The 16637-nt window shown below is 62.3% G+C and carries 17 protein-coding genes and 1 other RNA gene; 4 read left to right on the forward strand and 14 right to left on the reverse strand.

Features of this window, described 5'->3' with window-relative positions:
* Nucleotides 1–6: 6 nt before the first annotated feature.
* The 9 genes from mraY to rsmI all read right to left on the reverse strand — a co-directional run bounded on the left by mraY (nt 7) and on the right by rsmI (nt 8904).
* Nucleotides 7–1089: a phospho-N-acetylmuramoyl-pentapeptide-transferase gene (gene mraY / locus K4A76_RS18875; RefSeq protein ID WP_003251852.1), complete on the reverse strand. Its 1083-nt coding sequence runs from the start codon at nt 1087–1089 to the stop codon at nt 7–9.
* Nucleotides 1089–2456 (reverse strand): UDP-N-acetylmuramoyl-tripeptide--D-alanyl-D-alanine ligase, encoded by a 1368-nt coding sequence (locus K4A76_RS18880; protein ID WP_274410920.1) that lies wholly within the window; start codon nt 2454–2456, stop codon nt 1089–1091. The genes mraY and K4A76_RS18880 overlap by 1 nt, the downstream gene beginning before the upstream one ends.
* Nucleotides 2449–3939, reverse strand: coding sequence for a UDP-N-acetylmuramoyl-L-alanyl-D-glutamate--2,6-diaminopimelate ligase (locus K4A76_RS18885; RefSeq protein ID WP_443218404.1), 1491 nt, complete (start codon nt 3937–3939; stop codon nt 2449–2451). Before K4A76_RS18885 ends, K4A76_RS18880 begins: the two co-directional genes overlap by 8 nt.
* Nucleotides 3936–5684, reverse strand: coding sequence for a peptidoglycan D,D-transpeptidase FtsI family protein (locus K4A76_RS18890; RefSeq protein ID WP_161893096.1), 1749 nt, complete (start codon nt 5682–5684; stop codon nt 3936–3938). Before K4A76_RS18890 ends, K4A76_RS18885 begins: the two co-directional genes overlap by 4 nt.
* The gene (gene ftsL, locus K4A76_RS18895) at nt 5684–5977 is read right to left on the reverse strand and encodes a cell division protein FtsL (protein ID WP_009684421.1); all 294 of its coding nucleotides are present in this window, start codon (nt 5975–5977) and stop codon (nt 5684–5686) included. The genes K4A76_RS18890 and ftsL overlap by 1 nt, the downstream gene beginning before the upstream one ends.
* Entirely contained in the window at nt 5974–6921 is a 948-nt protein-coding gene (gene rsmH, locus K4A76_RS18900) for a 16S rRNA (cytosine(1402)-N(4))-methyltransferase RsmH (RefSeq protein ID WP_443218405.1), read from the reverse strand. Before rsmH ends, ftsL begins: the two co-directional genes overlap by 4 nt.
* Entirely contained in the window at nt 6918–7373 is a 456-nt protein-coding gene (gene mraZ / locus K4A76_RS18905; RefSeq protein ID WP_004575120.1) for a division/cell wall cluster transcriptional repressor MraZ, read from the reverse strand. Before mraZ ends, rsmH begins: the two co-directional genes overlap by 4 nt.
* Before the next feature lie 308 nt (nt 7374–7681).
* Nucleotides 7682–8042: RNase P RNA component class A (gene rnpB, locus K4A76_RS18910), an RNA gene on the reverse strand.
* Nucleotides 8043–8109: 67 nt separating this feature from the next.
* A complete protein-coding gene (gene rsmI / locus K4A76_RS18915) occupies nt 8110–8904 on the reverse strand; it encodes a 16S rRNA (cytidine(1402)-2'-O)-methyltransferase (protein WP_274412314.1) in 795 nt (264 codons plus the stop codon).
* Between the two features lie 267 nt (nt 8905–9171).
* On the opposite strand from rsmI, the gene K4A76_RS18920 reads away from it, so the two are divergent.
* The 4 genes from K4A76_RS18920 (at nt 9172) to K4A76_RS18935 (ending at nt 12615) form a co-directional block, all read left to right on the forward strand.
* Nucleotides 9172–10989, forward strand: a complete 1818-nt coding sequence (locus K4A76_RS18920) for a penicillin-binding protein activator (protein WP_274410922.1) — start codon at nt 9172–9174, stop codon at nt 10987–10989.
* Entirely contained in the window at nt 10989–11360 is a 372-nt protein-coding gene (locus K4A76_RS18925; RefSeq protein ID WP_054889886.1) for a YraN family protein, read from the forward strand. Before K4A76_RS18920 ends, K4A76_RS18925 begins: the two co-directional genes overlap by 1 nt.
* 86 nt (nt 11361–11446) lie before the next feature.
* Nucleotides 11447–12040, forward strand: coding sequence for a phosphoheptose isomerase (locus K4A76_RS18930; protein WP_029887793.1), 594 nt, complete (start codon nt 11447–11449; stop codon nt 12038–12040).
* Complete coding sequence (locus tag K4A76_RS18935) at nt 12037–12615, forward strand: BON domain-containing protein (protein WP_009684429.1); 579 nt, start codon at nt 12037–12039, stop codon at nt 12613–12615. Before K4A76_RS18930 ends, K4A76_RS18935 begins: the two co-directional genes overlap by 4 nt.
* A 222-nt stretch (nt 12616–12837) precedes the next feature.
* Here the strand turns inward: K4A76_RS18935 and K4A76_RS18940 are convergent, their stop codons facing one another.
* The 5 genes from K4A76_RS18940 to petA form a co-directional block, all read right to left on the reverse strand.
* Nucleotides 12838–13269 (reverse strand): ClpXP protease specificity-enhancing factor, encoded by a 432-nt coding sequence (locus K4A76_RS18940; protein WP_274410923.1) that lies wholly within the window; start codon nt 13267–13269, stop codon nt 12838–12840.
* 10 nt (nt 13270–13279) lie between these two features.
* On the reverse strand, nt 13280–13903 hold the full coding sequence (locus K4A76_RS18945; protein ID WP_054913251.1) for a glutathione S-transferase N-terminal domain-containing protein: 624 nt from the start codon (nt 13901–13903) through the stop codon (nt 13280–13282).
* Nucleotides 13904–14018: 115 nt separating this feature from the next.
* On the reverse strand, nt 14019–14798 hold the full coding sequence (locus K4A76_RS18950) for a cytochrome c1 (RefSeq protein WP_029886542.1): 780 nt from the start codon (nt 14796–14798) through the stop codon (nt 14019–14021).
* Entirely contained in the window at nt 14798–16009 is a 1212-nt protein-coding gene (locus K4A76_RS18955; protein ID WP_029886541.1) for a cytochrome b, read from the reverse strand. The genes K4A76_RS18950 and K4A76_RS18955 overlap by 1 nt, the downstream gene beginning before the upstream one ends.
* The gene (gene petA / locus K4A76_RS18960) at nt 16009–16602 is read right to left on the reverse strand and encodes a ubiquinol-cytochrome c reductase iron-sulfur subunit (RefSeq protein ID WP_009684434.1); all 594 of its coding nucleotides are present in this window, start codon (nt 16600–16602) and stop codon (nt 16009–16011) included. Before petA ends, K4A76_RS18955 begins: the two co-directional genes overlap by 1 nt.
* Between the last annotated feature and the right edge of the window lie 35 nt (nt 16603–16637).

Here is a 16637-nt window from a genome sequence, read left to right on the forward strand (position 1 = left end):
GCTCATCTACCTCAGTTTCAGGGTGGCAAGGCCGATCAGCACCAGGATCACGGTGATGATCCAGAAGCGGACGATCACGCGTGGCTCAGGCCAGCCCTTGAGTTCAAAGTGGTGGTGGATCGGTGCCATGCGGAACACCCGTTTGCCGGTCAGCTTGAACGAGGCGACTTGAATCACCACCGACAGGGTTTCCACGACAAAGATGCCGCCCATGATGAACAGCACGATTTCCTGGCGCACGATCACCGCGATGGTGCCCAGGGCAGCGCCCAGCGCCAGCGCGCCGACGTCACCCATGAAGACTTGTGCCGGGTAGGTGTTGAACCACAAAAAGCCCAGGCCGGCACCGATCAAGGCACCACAGAACACGATCAGTTCGCCCGAGCCAGGCACGTAGGGAATCAGCAGGTACTCGGCGAATTTCACGTTACCCGACAGGTAGCAGAAGATGCCCAGGGCGCCGCCGACCATCACCGTGGGCATGATCGCCAGGCCGTCGAGGCCGTCGGTGAGATTGACCGCGTTGCTGGAGCCGACGATGACGAAGTAGGTCAGCACCACGAAGCCGACGCCCAGCGGAATGGTGACGTCCTTGATGAAGGGCAGGATCAGCGTGGTTTCGACGCTGGTCGGTGCGGTCTTGTACAGGAACACCGCCGCCGCCAGGCCGAACACCGACTGCCAGAAGTACTTCCAGCGGCTTGGCAGGCCCCGCGAATTCTTTTCGATCACCTTGCGGTAGTCGTCGACCCAGCCGATGGCACCGAAGGCCAGGGTGACGATCAGCACCACCCAGACGTAGCGGTTGCTCAGGTCGGCCCACAGCAGGGTGCTGACAGCGATGGCCGACAGGATCAGTGCGCCGCCCATGGTCGGGGTGCCGGACTTGGACAGGTGCGATTGCGGGCCGTCGTTACGTACGGCCTGGCCGATCTGGCGAATTTGCAGCGTACGGATCATCCACGGCCCCAGCCACAGCGCCAGGGACAACGCGGTCAGTACACCCAGAATCCCGCGCAGGGACAGGTACTGGAAGACCGCGAAGCCTTTGTGGAACTGTTGCAGATACTCGGCCAACAGCAGCAGCATTAATGTTTCTCCCCGCTGGCACCGCACAAAGCCGCCACGACGTTTTCCATCGCAGCGCTGCGCGAGCCCTTGATCAAAATAGTGGTGTCGCTGGCGTTTTCGGCACTAACCGCGTCGATCAGCTCAGCTTGAGTAGCGAAATGACGGCCATCGGCGCCGAACGCCTCGACCGCATGTTTCATGTTGGAACCCACTGCGTACAGGGCGTCGACCTTGCCGCGCGCGTAGTCACCCACCTGCCGGTGGCCTTCTTCCGCCCACTGCCCCAGTTCGCCGATATCCCCAAGCACCAGGACGGTGCGGCCGGAGAAGCCGGCGAGTATATCAATGGCCGCGCACATCGAGGTGGGATTTGCGTTGTAACTGTCGTCGATCACACGCACGCCACTGGGCGCGATCTGCGCCACGGTGCGGCCCTTGACCGGCTGCACCGCCGCAAGGCCAGCTGCAATGCCAGCCAGGCTCAGACCAACGGCATGGGCAGCGGCGGCAGCGGCCAGGGCGTTGCTGACATTGTGCTCACCGAGCACATTGAGCTGCACCTGGGCCACCTCGCCGGCGCCATGCAGCTGGAATGACGGGCAACCACGGGCGTCGCGCCCAATGGCGCTGGCATGGAAATCGGCACGGGCGTCGCTGCGGGCGAAGCTGATGACCTTGTGCGCCCCGGCACGGGCCTTCCAGGTCGCGAAGGCCTTGTCGTCCAGGTTGAGAATGGCGATACCGCCCTCGCCCAGGCCTTCAAGAATCTCGCCTTTGGCTTCGACGATTTTCTCCGGGCCGCCGAACTCGCCAACATGCGCGGTACCGGCGTTGTTGATGACGACCACCTGCGGCCGGGTCAGGCCGACGGTGTAGCGAATTTCACCGATGCGCGAAGCGCCCAGCTCGATCACCGCAGCACTGTGCTCCGCAGCGATTTCCAGCAGGGTCAGCGGCGCACCGAGGTCGTTGTTGAGGTTGCCACGGGTGGCGTGGACAAGACCACGGGTGCGCAGGATGCTGGCAAGCATTTCCTTGACTGTGGTCTTGCCGCTGGAACCGGTAATGGCCACCACCGGCTTGTCATAGGCAGCACGGTTCAGTGCCCCGAGCTGGCCCAGGGCCAGGCGGCAGTCAGCCACGCGCAATTGCGGCAGGTCGACATCGGCCACCTCGCGCTCGACCAGCGCCGCGACGGCACCCTTGGCTTTGACATCGGCCAGGTAGTCGTGGCCGTCGAAACGCGGGCCGGTCAAGGCGACGAACAGTTGCCCGGCACTGACACTGCGGCTGTCGATGCTGACGCCGGTGAACGCCGCATCGGCGCCGATCTGCTGACCGTTCAGCAGCGGGGCCAGCTGGCTGAGTGACATGGGCTTAAGCATGTGGAGCCTCCCAGGCTGCAAGTGCCATTTCGGCTTCGATCAAGTCGGAGAACTCATGGCGCTCGCCGTTGATCTCCTGGTAATCCTCGTGCCCCTTGCCGGCCAGCACGATCACGTCGTCGGCAGCAGCGGTGGCAATCAGGTGCGCAATGGCCGCGCCGCGGCCAGCGATGAACTCCACCCCGGCAGGCTTGGCAAAACCGGGGCGAATGTCGTCGAAGATACGCAGCGGGTCTTCGCTACGCGGGTTGTCGTCGGTGACCAGGACGCGGTCCGCCAGGCGCTCGGCCACTTCGGCCATCAGTGGGCGCTTGCCGCGATCACGGTCGCCACCGCAGCCGAACAGGCACAGCAGCTGGCCGTGAGCATGCGGGCGCAGGGCTTCCAGAACCTTCTCCAGCGCGTCTGGCGTATGTGCGTAGTCGACCACCACCAGTGGCTTGGCGCCGCCACCCAGGCGCTGCATGCGGCCTACCGGCCCTTGCAGTTCGGGGATGACGCGGAGGATCTCGTCGAGGGCGAAGTCCATTGCCAGCAGGGTTGCCACCGCCGCCAGCATGTTGCTCAGGTTGAAACGGCCCAGCAACTGGCTGCGCAGAATGCGTTCACCCTGGGCAGTGACCAATGTGGCGCGCACGCCATGGTCGTCGAATTCGGCCTTGGTGCAGAACAGATGCGCGTCCCGGTTTTCCAGGCTATAGCTAAGCAGCCGTGACTCGATAGGATCGGCCGGCGCCCTATCGGCAAAAGCTTGAGCCAGGCGCCGACCGAACTCGTCGTCCAGGTTCACCACCTGGCAGCGCAGGCTCGGCCAGGCGAACAGCTTGGCCTTGGCCGCTTCGTACGCCTGCATGCTGCCGTGATAGTCGAGGTGATCGCGGGACAGGTTGGTCATCACCGCAATGTCGAAAGCCAGTGCAGCCACGCGGCCTTGTTCCAGGGCATGGGAGGACACCTCCATGGCCACGGCTTTGGCGCCAGCCTTTTTCAGGCCATACAGCGTCGACTGCACGGCAATCGGGTCAGGGGTGGTCAGGCGGCCACTTTGCAGTTCACCGTAGAACCCGGTACCGAGGGTGCCGATCAGGCCGCAGCGCTTGCCGAGCAGCTCCAACGCCTGCGCCAGCAACTGGGTGACACTGGTCTTGCCGTTGGTACCGGTCACGCCGACCAGGTCCAGCTGCCGGCTGGGCTCGCCATAGAAGCGGCCGGCAATATCCGACAGCTGAGCGATCAGGCCTTTGACCGGGATCAGCGGCACATCGGTCAACGGCAGCACGTTGGCGCCCTGCTCTTCATAAGCCACGGCGGCAGCACCACGGGCCAAGGCATCGGCAATGTGCCCACGGCCATCGACCTTGGCCCCCGGCACTGCCAGGAACAAGTCACCCGGGCGCACGTTGCGGCTATCCAGGGTCAGTTCGCGGATCATCGGGTCGCGGCTGGCGTGGGCGAACAGTTTGCTCAATGGCATTGTCATCATCCACGCCCTCCCTTGGCAGCGGCAGCATTGACTTGTGGTTGCCCGGCAGGTGCAGCAGCAGCTGGCGGCGGCAGGTTGTCTGGCGGCACGTTCATCAGGCGCAGGGTGCCGGACATGACCTTGCTGAACACCGGTGCCGAAACCAGGCCACCGAAGTAGCCACCCTTGCCCGGCTCGTCGATCACCACGACGATGGCGTAACGCGGATCGCTCATCGGGCCGAAGCCTGCAAACAGCGAGCGGTAGGCGTTTTCGGTGTACCCTTTGGAACCCACCGTGGCTTTACGTGCAGTACCGGACTTGCCGGCCACGTGGTAGAACGGCACCTGGGCGCGGAACACGCCACGCGGGGCCTCGATCACCTGCTGCAACATGCCCTGGATGGTTTCCGCGGTCTCCTTCGGAATGGCCTGCACGGCCTCGGGCGCCTTGTCCACCTTGAGGATCGACAGCGGGACCATCTTGCCGTCGTTGGCCAATGCCGCGTAGGCATGCACCAACTGCAGGGCGGTCACCGACACGCCGTAGCCGTAAGACAGGGTGGCCGTCTCGGCCTTGCGCCACTCGCGGTGGTTCGGCAGGTTGCCGACACGCTCACCCGGGAAGCCAAGGCCGGTGTACTGGCCCAGGCCGACCTGGGACATCACGCGGTAGATGGCCTCGCCACCGATGTCGAAGGCAATCTTGCTCATGCCCACGTTACTGGAGTTGATCAGGATGCCGGTCAGGTCGAGGATCGGACCCTCGCTGCGCGACACGTCCTTGATGGTGTAGCGGCCGATCTGCAGGCTGCCGGGGTATACCTCGACCTTGTCGGTAGGTTTCCAGCGGCCGCTTTCCAGCGCTGCGCTCATGGAGATCGGCTTCACCGTCGAACCTGGCTCGAACACGTCGATGATCGCCCGGTTACGCATGGCCGCCGGGAACATGCTGCGGCGGTTGTTGGGGTTGTAGGTCGGCTGGTTGACCATGGCCAGGACCTCACCGGTCTTGACGTCCATGATCACCAGGCTGCCGGCCTTGGCGTTCTGTTCGGCAATGGCGTTGCGCAGCTCGCGGGTAGCCAGATACTGCAGACGCAGGTCAATCGACAACGCCAAGGTCTTCCCGGCCTTGGCGTTCTTGGTGACCTGAATGTCCTTGATCAGCCGGCCGCGCCGGTCCTTGATCACCTGGCGCTTGCCAGGCACGCCGGCAAGCCACTCGTCATAGGCCAGCTCGACCCCTTCGCGCCCGTGGTCGTCCAGGTCGGTGAAGCCGACCATGTGCGCAGTGACATCACCGGCCGGGTAGAACCGGCGGAATTCTTCCAGCCCGTACACGCCGGGCACTTTCAGGTCGAGCACGTGCTGGCCCTGCTCCGGGGTCAGGCCGCGGACCAGGTAGATGAACTCTTTGTTGGCCTGCTGGGTCAGGCGCTCGCTCAGCTGCTGCGGGTTTTGCCCCAATGCTGCTGCCAGTTGCGGCCAGCGCTCTTTGGAGGCCTGCATTTCCTTGGGGTTGGCCCACAAGGTCGTGACCGGGGTACTGACCGCCAATGGCTCACCGTTGCGGTCGGTAATCAGCCCACGGTGTGCCGGGATCGAGATATGGCGCAGGCTGCGCGCGTCGCCCTGGCCCTTGAGGAAGTCGCGGTCGACCACCTGCAGGTCGATGATGCGCCAGCAGATGGCCCCGACCATGAGTGCCAGCAGGCCGATGACCACGCGGAAGCGCCATGGGTACAGTGCGCCTTCGAGTTTCATCATGGCGCCACCATCCGCACTTCGTCAGCCGCAGGCACGCGCATCTTCAATTGCTCGGACGCAAGGTTTTCGATACGGCTGGCAGCGGTCCAGGTGCTCTGCTCGAGGATCAACCGGCCCCACTCGGCCTGGGCCTTGTCGCGCTCGTTCAGCTCACCGTACAGGGTATTGAGCAACTGGCGGTTCCAGTGCGCGCTATAGGACACCGCAATGGCCGAAACCAGCACGGCAACGAATAGCAGGAGCATCAGGAAGCTCCCGCCAGGCAAGGGCTTGGCGAACAGCCTGCTCACCGCAACTTCTCCGCCACACGCATCACGGCGCTGCGCGACCGCGGGTTGGCCTTGAGCTCGGCTTCGGAGGCGAACTGGGCCTTGCCGATGAGCTTGAGCTTGGGCTCGAAGACCTTGTGCTGCACCGGCAGGTTGCGTGGCAGGTTGTCGGCCTCGCCCTTGACCAGCTTGCGCATGAACAGTTTGACGATGCGGTCTTCCAGCGAGTGGAAGCTGATGACCGCCAGCCGACCGCCGACTTCAAGTGCGTCGAGCGCGGCCTCGAGCCCCGCCTCCAGGTCACCCAGTTCATTGTTGACGTGGATGCGCAAGCCCTGGAAGGCGCGGGTAGCCGGGTTCTTGCCCTTTTCCCAGGCCGGGTTGGCCACCTTGAGCACCTCTGCCAGGTCGGCAGTGCGGGTGAACGGCTGCTTTTCGCGGCGCTCGACCACGGCACGCGCCATGCGCCCGGCAAAGCGCTCTTCGCCGTATTCCTTGAACACGCGGGCAATTTCTTCCACCGGTGCGGTGGCAATGAATTCAGCAGCGCTGACGCCCTGGTCGGGGTTCATGCGCATGTCCAGCGGGCCATCATTGAGAAAGCTGAAGCCCCGCTCGGGGTCGTCCAGTTGCGGCGAGGACACGCCAAGATCCAGCAACACGCCGCTGACCTTGCCATGCAGGCCGCGCTCGGCCACTTCTGCGCCCAGCTCGGCAAAGCTGCGCTGCACAATGACAAAGCGGCCGTCTTCGGCCGCCAGCGCTTGCCCTGTGGCAATCGCTTGTGGGTCTTTGTCGAAGCCCAGCAGCCGCCCTTGCGGCCCGAGCTTGCTGAGGATCAGGCGGCTGTGTCCGCCACGGCCAAACGTGCCGTCCAGATAGCAACCGTCGGCGCGCAAGGCCAATGCCTCGACAGCTTCGTCGAGCAGGACGGTAATGTGGTTGAAGCCGCTATCTATGGTCACAGGATCAGGTCACGCAATTCGTCGGGCATGGCGCCCGGTTGTTGAATAGCTGCAAGGTCGGCTGCCGAAACCGCGTTCCAGGCATCTTCATCCCACAGCTGGAATTTGTTCAGTTGCCCCACCAGCATCGCCTTCTTGTCGAGCTTGGCGTACTCACGCAAACGGGGCGGCACCAGGAAACGCCCACTGCCGTCGAGTTCCAGGTCTACCGCATTGCCAATCAGCAATCGCTGCAGGCGGCGGTTTTCCTCACGCAACGATGGCAAGGCACGCAACTTGGCTTCTATCTGTTCCCACTCATCGAGGGGATAAACACACAAGCACGGGTCCACGGCGTCGATGGTCACGATCAGCTGACCATTGCAACGCGAATCGAGCTCGTCACGGTACCGGCTCGGCATGGCGAGACGGCCCTTGGCATCGAGACTGACGGCGTTGGCTCCGCGGAACACGGCTGCGATTCCCCACAATGTTATCTTTTTTGTGCCAGAAAACCCACTTCATCCCACTTTCTGCCACTTGCGCACACTATAGGAATCCGCCGGAGGCACCGTCAAGGCACGTTCGGAAGGAAAAGCCTTACAGGACCGAGATTTAGCGCGTTAAAGGATTGTGAAAGGTATTTCACAATGAAAAAAACACGAGAAAAATCAAACCCGCACAAGCCACTGGGGCTTGAACTTAAAGTGATTTATTAAGAGTAAGATTTTTTCGGTATTACCAAAGGGGGGTCTGCTATCGAAAGATGCAGAAAAGAAAGGTGGAGAGTCGATCTGTAAGCCGGGTTTTGTCGAGGACAGTCATTCCTCTACGACGGCCATCACTGGACGCCTCTAGCAACCTACCCGGTTCCGACGCGGGCCACGCCTGATGGAACCCTATTTGGTCTTGCTCCGAGTGGGGTTTACCTAGCCACGAACTGTTGCCAGCCGTGCGGTGCGCTCTTACCGCACCTTTTCACCCTTACCGGCACCGAAGTGCTTAGGCGGTTATTTTCTGTGGCACTTTCCGTAGGCTCACGCCTCCCAGGCGTTACCTGGCACTCTGCCCTATGGAGCCCGGACTTTCCTCCCCCGAACTTTTGCGGAACAAAAGACGGCAGCGACTGTCCGATCGACTCTCCGCCGACAAGGGTAACGGCACACGCGCTCAAGAACAAGCGCCAGCAGCATTTATATCAATTTGCCACTACTGAGCCTTCTGTTTATCCAGGGCAAGTTGATACAACAGGTTCTTGCGCACGCCGGTAATTTCCGAGGCAAGCGCCGCCGCCCGCTTCAGCGGCAACTCGGCCAGCAACAGGTCGAGCACGCGCTGGGTCTCGCTACTGATGGCCTGCTCGCCCTCCGGTGCACTCCAGCCACCGACCAGTACCACGCACTCACCGCGCTGCTGGTTGCTATCACCGGCGACGAACGCCCGCAACTCGGCCAGGGGCAAGCCCTTGAGCGTCTCGAAGGTTTTCGTCAGTTCGCGCGCCAATAATGCTGGGCGCTCACCGCCAAACACCGTTTCCATGTCCTCGAGGCACTCGAGGATACGGTGCGGCGCTTCATAGAAAATCAGCGTGCGCGGCTCTTCGCGCACTTGCTCCAGGCGTGCCAGGCGCCCCGCCTGCCTGGCCGGCAGGAAACCTTCGAAAATGAAACGGTCCGAGGGCAGGCCCGCCGCCGACAATGCCGCGATCAAGGCACAGGCGCCCGGCACCGGCACCACGCTGACCCCGGCAGCCCGCGCCTGGCGCACCAGGTGGTAGCCAGGGTCGGAAATCAACGGGGTACCGGCATCGGAAACCAGCGCCACATCTTCGCCGGCCAACAGCTTGCCGAGAAAGCGCCCGCCTTCGTCCCGCTCGTTATGCTCGTGGCAGGCCGCCAGTGGTGTATCGATGCCAAAATGTTGCAGCAGGCGGATTGAATGGCGAGTGTCTTCGGCTGCGATCAGCGCCACGTCTGCCAGCACCTTGAGCGCTCGGGCGCTCATGTCATCGAGGTTGCCGATGGGAGTTGCCACCACATACAGCGTTCCCACGGTGGATTTAGAAGCCCCTGCCACATCAGTCACTGCGCACACCTGTCATTCGGATCAAAGGCGCCATTGTAGCCCGAGCGCCCGCAACAGGGCGCAAAGAACTTCATACGCGACCGGCGGCAAGCCACCTATAGTGAAGGATCGACACGGCAACATCGCGCCCCGGCCAGTGCTTGGGTACAATTGCCGGCCAACTTGATCGAGTAACAGGACCTTTACATGATCGCTTGCCTGCGGCTGCTCACAGCCCTCTGCCTCGCTGCCCTGCTGGCAGCCTGCGCCAGCTCGCCCTCATCCAGCCTGGGCGAACTGCCACGCACCCCGGATGCCAGCATCGAGCAACTGCTCGAGCAGGCTGCTTCCAGCAAGTCTGCGCAAGACGCCGCCCTGCTGCGCCTGAGCGCAGCCGACCTGGCCTACAAGCAGAAGGACTTCCCCCGCGCCGCACGCATTCTCGAGCAGGTCCCGCTGGACACGCTCAAGCCGGCCCAGCAAGTGTTCGCCAGCACCCTGGCGGCAGAACTGGCCATGAGCCGCAACCAACCCAAGGCTGCCCTGGCCGCCCTGGCCCACCCAAGCCTGCAGCACGTTCCCGAGCTGCCGAAGGAACAGCAGGCGCGCACCTACTACGTGCACGCCGCCGCGCTGGAGGCCGATGGCCAGGCCCTGGCCGCCGCGCAACAGCGCGTACTGCTGGCCCCATTGCTCAGCGACCAGGCCGCCAGCGCAAACAACGACGCCATCTGGGCCTTGGTCGCCTCGCTGCCGGCCGAGCAGCTGCAGCAGCCGGCCACTGACCAGACCCTGGCCGGCTGGACCAGCCTGGCCCTGGCGGTGAAAAGTGCCGGCACCCTCGAGCAGCAACAGAGCGCCATCGAGAGCTGGGTCAAACAGCACCCGGCCCACCCGGCGGCCAAACAGCTGCCAGTGCCACTGGTCAAGCTCAAGGAACTGGCCAGCCAACCGCTGACCAAAATCGCCCTGCTGCTGCCCCAGGAAGGGCCACTGGCCGGGGTTGCCCGGGCCCTGCGTGACGGCTTCATGGCCGCCCACTTCCAGGCCCAGCAGGCTGGCCAAGCCGCCCCTGCGGTGCAGGTGTTCGACAGCTCGCGCATCGGCTCGCTCGACGACTTCTACCGCCAGGCCCAGGCCGCAGGCGTGCAGCTGGTCATCGGCCCGCTGGAAAAACCGCTGGTCAAGCAATTGGCCAGCAAACCGCAACTGCCGATCACCACCCTGGCGCTCAACTACGCCGATGCTGGCCAGGTGGCCCCACCGCAATTGTTCCAGTTCGGCCTGGCGGCCGAAGACGAAGCACGCGAAGTATCCCGTCGCGCCCGTGCCGATGGCATGGTCCGCGCGGTAGCCCTGGTGCCGAGCGGCGAATGGGGTGATCGCGTGCTGGCCGCCTTCCGCCAGGACTGGGAAGGCAACGGCGGCACCGTGCTCGCAGCCCAACGCATCGCGCAACCGGTTGCGCTGGCCCAGCAGATTGCCGACCTGTTCCAGCTGCGCCAGAGCGAAAGCCGCGCCAAGAGCCTGCAGAGCACGGTTGGCGGCAACATCGCCGCACAACCGTCGCGCCGCCAGGACATCGACTTCCTCTTCCTTGCCTCTACCCCTCAGCAAGCGCAGCAGATCAAGCCGACCCTGAATTTCCAGTACGCCGGTGACGTACCGGTGTACGCCACTTCCAACCTGTACAGCGCCAGCGGTGACGTCAACCAGTACAACGACATGAACGGCATCCGCTTCTGCGAAACCCCGTGGCTGCTCGATACCAGCAACAGCCTGCGCCAACAGGTGGTTCAGCAGTGGCCGCAAGCGGCCGGCAGCCTGGGCCGCCTGTACGCCATGGGCGTCGATGCCTACAGCCTGGCACCGCGCCTGGGCCAACTGAAGGCGCTGCCGGATAACCGCGTCCAGGGCCTATCCGGCAGCTTGAGCATCAACGCCAACCAGCGTGTGGAGCGTCAACTGCCATGGGCTGAATTCGCTGGCGGCCAAGTCAAGCGCCTGCCTGATACCCCGCGCTGATGGCTGCAGCATCACCGACCGGCGCCGGCCACGCTGCAGAAACCCAAGCCCTTGAGTACCTTCAGGGGCAAGGCCTGCGGCTGCTGGCGCGCAACTGGCGATGCAAAGGCGGCGAGCTTGATCTGGTCATGCTCGACGCCGATACAGTAGTATTCGTCGAAGTCCGCTACCGGTTGCACGCGGCCTTCGGAGGCGCCCTCGCCAGTATCGATGGGCGCAAGCAGAAACGGCTGGTGCATGCGGCCAGCCTGTTCCTGCTCAAGGAGCCCCAATGGGGCAACCACCCCTGCCGCTTCGACGTTGTCGCCCTGCAGGGTAGCCACCATGCAGGCAAACCGCTTCAGTGGCTGAAAAACGCCTTCGAGTGCTGAACCCTCTACGTTTTTTTTGCTCTATGTATCGCGGGCTGGTCGTTGTTGCGCGTAACAAAGGCCACCGCCCCATTTAAGGTCACCAGATGGACATGCAATCCCGAATTCGCCGGCTGTTCCAGGCCAGCATCGAAACCAAGCAACAGGCGATGGACATCCTGGCACCGCACATCGAGCAGGCCAGCCTGGTCATGGTCAATGCGCTGCTCAATGAGGGCAAGATGCTCGCCTGTGGCAACGGCGGCTCGGCCGGCGACGCCCAGCACTTTTCCTCGGAACTGCTCAACCGCTTCGAGCGCGAACGCCCGAGTTTGCCGGCCATCGCCTTGACCACCGACAGTTCGACCCTGACGTCGATCGCCAATGACTACAGCTATAACGAAGTCTTTTCCAAGCAGATCCGCGCACTGGGCCAACCGGGCGATGTTCTGCTGGCGATCTCCACCAGCGGGAACTCGGCCAACGTGATCCAGGCGATCCAGGCCGCGCATGACCGCGAAATGATTGTCGTAGCAATGACGGGGCGCGACGGCGGCGGCATGGCCTCGCTGCTGCTGCCAGAGGACGTGGAAATCCGCGTACCTTCGACAGTGACCGCGCGCATCCAGGAAGTCCACCTGCTGGCGATCCACTGCCTGTGCGACCTGATCGACAGCCAACTGTTCGGGAGTGAAGAATGACCCCTATGCGCCTTGGCCTGCTGGCCCTGACTCTGTGCCTGAGCGTTACCGGCTGCAGCTCGGTACTCACCTCTGCCCGCAATTCGCCCATTGAAGACGACCGCGGCACGCGCACCATCGGCAGCAAGATCGACGACTCGCTGATCGAAACCAAAGCCGCGGTCAACATCTCCAAGGCCAACCCGGACCTGGACAAGGGCTCGCACATCGTTGTCAGCAGCTACAACGGTATCGTCCTGCTCGCAGGCCAAACCCCACGCGCCGACCTCAAGAGCCTTGCCGAGCAAACCGCCAGCCAGGTTCAACGGGTGAAAAAGGTGCACAACGAGCTGCAGGTCATGCAGCCGTCTTCGATTCTGGCGCGCAACAACGATGCCTGGCTGACCACCAAGATCAAGACCCAGATGCTGACCGACAGCGCCGTGCCCAGCTCGCGAATCAAGGTCATTACCGAGAACGGTATCGTCTACCTGCTCGGCCTGGTGACCCAGCAGGAGGCCAATTCCGCCACCGCCGTAGTACAGGGTGTATCGGGTGTGCAAAAAATCGTCAAACTCTTCGAGTACATCGACTGAAGAACCCTGGGCCGGCAAGGCAACAATCCCGGCCTAAAAAAGGCGACCCTTAAAGGTTGATGCCTGTCAGTCAAGCGTTATTGGGGCTGCTTTGCAGCCCTTCGCGGGTACGCCCGCTCCCACACGCGATCCCCTGTGGGAGCGGGCGTACCCGCGAAGGGTCGCAAAGCGGCCCCAAATTAGTTAACTGCTGGCATTAACCCTACAAGGTCGCCTTTTTTATTACTTGACCACTTTCAGGCTTGGTCGACCAGTCGGGCGCGGCGGCTGGCCACCACCTTCTGGCGGACCATCGTCATCCGGCTGCACATCATCGTCTTCCAGGTCATCGCCATCCGTCAGCGGCTGCTCCAGCTCGAAGACCATGCCTTGGCCATTTTCGCGGGCGTAGATGCCCAGGATGGCGCCAACCGGCACGAACAGCGAATGGGTCACGCCACTGAAACGGCCCTCGAAACTGACCGCGTCGTTATCCATGTGCAGGTTGCGCACAGCACTTGGCGAAATATTCAGGACAATCTGGCCATCATTGGCGAAACCATCCGGTACCTGCACCTTTTTGTATTCGGCATTGACCAGCATATGGGGCGTGCAATCGTTGTCGACGATCCACTCGTACAGTGCTCTAACCAGATAGGGGCGACTGGAGTTCATCAACGGCTCCTTAAAGCTTACGCATTTCACGTTCTACAGAGGACAGGCTCGCCTGGAATGGCTCGCGGGCGAACTGGCGCTCCATGTAATCCAGCAGCGGTTTCGCTTGCCGGGGCAACTCGATGCCCAACACTGGCAGGCGCCAGAGTATGGGCAGTAGACAACAATCGACCAGGCTTTGCTCATCGCTCATGAAACAGGCGAACTCATTGAACAATGGCGAAACACCGGTCAGGCTTTCGCGCAGGGCCTTGCGCGCTTCACTTCGGGCAGCCTCGCTGCTGCGCGAATCGAGCACGCTATCGGCCAGGGCACACCAGTCCCGCTGAATGCGGTGCATCAGCAAACGGCTGTTGCCGCGCGCAACCGGGTATACCGGCATCAGCGGCGGGTGCGGGTAACGCTCCTCGAGGTATTCCATCACCACGGTCGATTCATACAACGCCAGGTCACGGTCGACCAGGGTCGGCACACTGCCATACGGGTTGACCTCGGCCAGCCTGGGCGGCAGGCGCGCCGGATCGACATCGATGACCTGCACGCTGACCCCCTTCTCGGCCAGCACCAGGCGTACCCGATGAGAATAATGGTCAGCGGGGTCGGAATAGCAGGCTAACCTGTTGGTTGCGCCCATGTAGCGGCTCCTCGCACGAGATGCTGTGCAACTTTAAATGAAAACGCGCCCGGGGCATCCTGGCATTTCTGCCAGGCGCCCCGGGCGCGTTCAACAACCAGAAATTACTGCGTGATCAGTGCACGTCCTTCCAGTATTCACGCTTGAGCAAATAGGCGAATACGAAGAAGAAAGCCAGGTACAGCAACACATAGGTACCGATGCGCTGGCTTTCCAGTTTGACCGGGTTGGCCGAATAGGCCAGGAAGGTCACCAGGTTCTTGACCTTCTCGTCGAACTGCTCGGCGGTCAGGGTACCGGATTTCGGCGTAACGGTCAGCTGGTCACAGGCTTCATGGGTAATCGGGCTACCGGTCAACGGATCGAATTGCTTCTTCCCATCGGTCACCGTCTGCACCTGCTTGCAGCCAATCACCTGGTTGCCCTGCAGGCCGACCAACACGTTGGGCATGCCGACGTTCGGGAATACCTTGTTGTTCACCCCATAAGGCCGCGAGGGGTCTTCGTAGAAACTGCGCAGGTAGGTGTACAGCCAATCGGTACCACGCACCCTGGCCACCAGGGTCAGGTCGGGCGGCGCGGCACCGAACCAGGTCTTGGCGTCTTCGGGCTTCATGCCGATCTGCATGTGATCACCGATCTTGGCCCCGGTAAACACCAGCTTTTCGAGCATCAGCTCGTGGGGGATGCCCAAGTCATCGGCCACACGCTCGTAGCGTTGGAACTTGGCACTGTGGCAGCCCATGCAATAGTTGGCGAACGTCCGCGCGCCGTCCTGCATGGCAGCCTTGTCGGTAAGGTCGATATCGACCTTGTCCAGCTCCAGACCGTGTTCGGCAGCGAAGCAAAAGGCAGGCATCAGTGCCAGCAAAAATACTGCAATCAACTTTTTCATCAGCCAGTCACCCTTTCCGGAACCGGTTTGGTCTTCTCGAGCCTTGTGTAGAACGGCATCAACAGGAAGTAGGCGAAGTACAGCACCGTGCACACCTGCGACAACAGCGTGCGCCCAGGTGTCGGTGCCAGCACGCCCAGCACGCCGAGGATGACGAAGGCCACGCAGAACACCAGCAGGAAGAGCTTGCTGATCCAGCCTTTGTAACGCATGGAGCGCACCGGGCTGCGATCGAGCCAGGGCAGTACGAACAGCACCGCAATCGCCGCCCCCATGGCGATCACACCCATCAACTTGTCAGGCACCGCACGCAAGATGGCGTAGAACGGTGTGAAGTACCACACAGGGGCAATATGTTCCGGGGTCTTGAACGCGTTGGCCTGCTCGAAGTTCGGCTTTTCCAGGAAGTAACCGCCCATTTCCGGGAAGAAGAACACCACCGCACAGAACACGAAGAGAAACACCACCACGCCGACAATATCCTTGACGGTGTAGTACGGGTGGAACGGAATGCCATCGAGCGGAATGCCGTTTTCGTCCTTGTTCTTCTTGATGTCGATGCCATCGGGGTTGTTCGAACCCACTTCGTGCAGGGCAAGAATGTGCAGCACCACCAGGCCGAGGATGACGATAGGCAGGGCGACCACATGCAGGGCGAAGAAGCGGTTCAGGGTAATGCCGGAGATCAGGTAGTCACCACGAATCCATTGGGTGAGGTCGCCACCAATCACCGGGATGGCACCGAACAGCGAAATGATGACCTGGGCGCCCCAGTAGGACATCTGGCCCCACGGCAGCAGGTAACCCATGAAGGCCTCGGCCATCAGCGCCAGGTAGATCAACATGCCGAACAGCCAGACCAGCTCGCGGGGCTTCTGGTAGGAGCCGTAGAGCAGGCCGCGGAACATGTGCAGGTAAACCACGATGAAGAACGCCGAAGCACCCGTGGAGTGCAGGTAGCGCAGAATCCAGCCGTATTCGACGTCACGCATGATGTACTCGACCGAGGCGAATGCCTCTTCTGCCGAGGGCGTGAAGCTCATGGTCAGCCACACACCGGTGACGATCTGGTTGACCAGCACCAGTAATGCCAGGGAGCCAAAGAAATACAGGAAGTTGAAGTTCTTGGGCGCGTAATACTTACTCAGGTGATCTTCCCACATCTTGGTCGCGGGGAAGCGAGCATCAATCCAGTCCATGAACTTGCTCATCATGCTTTCTCCTGGTCGACGCCGATGACGATGATATCGTCCGACTCGTACGAGTGCGGCGGTACGGGCAGGTTGAGTGGCGCCGGCTGCGACTTGTAGACACGCCCAGCCAGGTCGTAGTGGGAGCCGTGGCACGGGCAGAAGTAGCCACCCACCCATTTAGGGCCCAGGTCGGCTGGCGCAACCTCCGGGCGGAAGGTGGGCGAGCAGCCCAGGTGCGTGCACAGGCCGACGAGAATGAGGATTTCCGGCTTGATGGAGCGGACTTCGGGGTCGACATAGGTCGGCTGCACCGAAGACTTGGAATCGGGATCAGACAATTCGCCGGTAATTTTCTTCAGGTTACCGAGGATCTCCTCGGTGCGCCTGACGATGAACACCGGCTGGCCTCGCCATTCGGCTACCATCTGCTGCCCGGCCTCGACCTTGGCGATATTGACCTTCACCGGCGCCCCCGCGGCTTTCGCCTTGGCACTGGGAAACCATGACCCCACGAACGGTACCGCAGCCCCCACTGCTCCCGCTGCCCCGACCACGGATGTCGCGGCTACGAGGAAGCGGCGCCGGCCTGCGTTGACGCCGTCATTGCTCATTCAGTCCTCTCCCATCAGCTTGCTTGGCCTGTTGA

The organism is Pseudomonas sp. NEEL19 (assembly GCF_028751975.1).
Lineage (GTDB): Bacteria > Pseudomonadota > Gammaproteobacteria > Pseudomonadales > Pseudomonadaceae > Aquipseudomonas > Aquipseudomonas juntendi.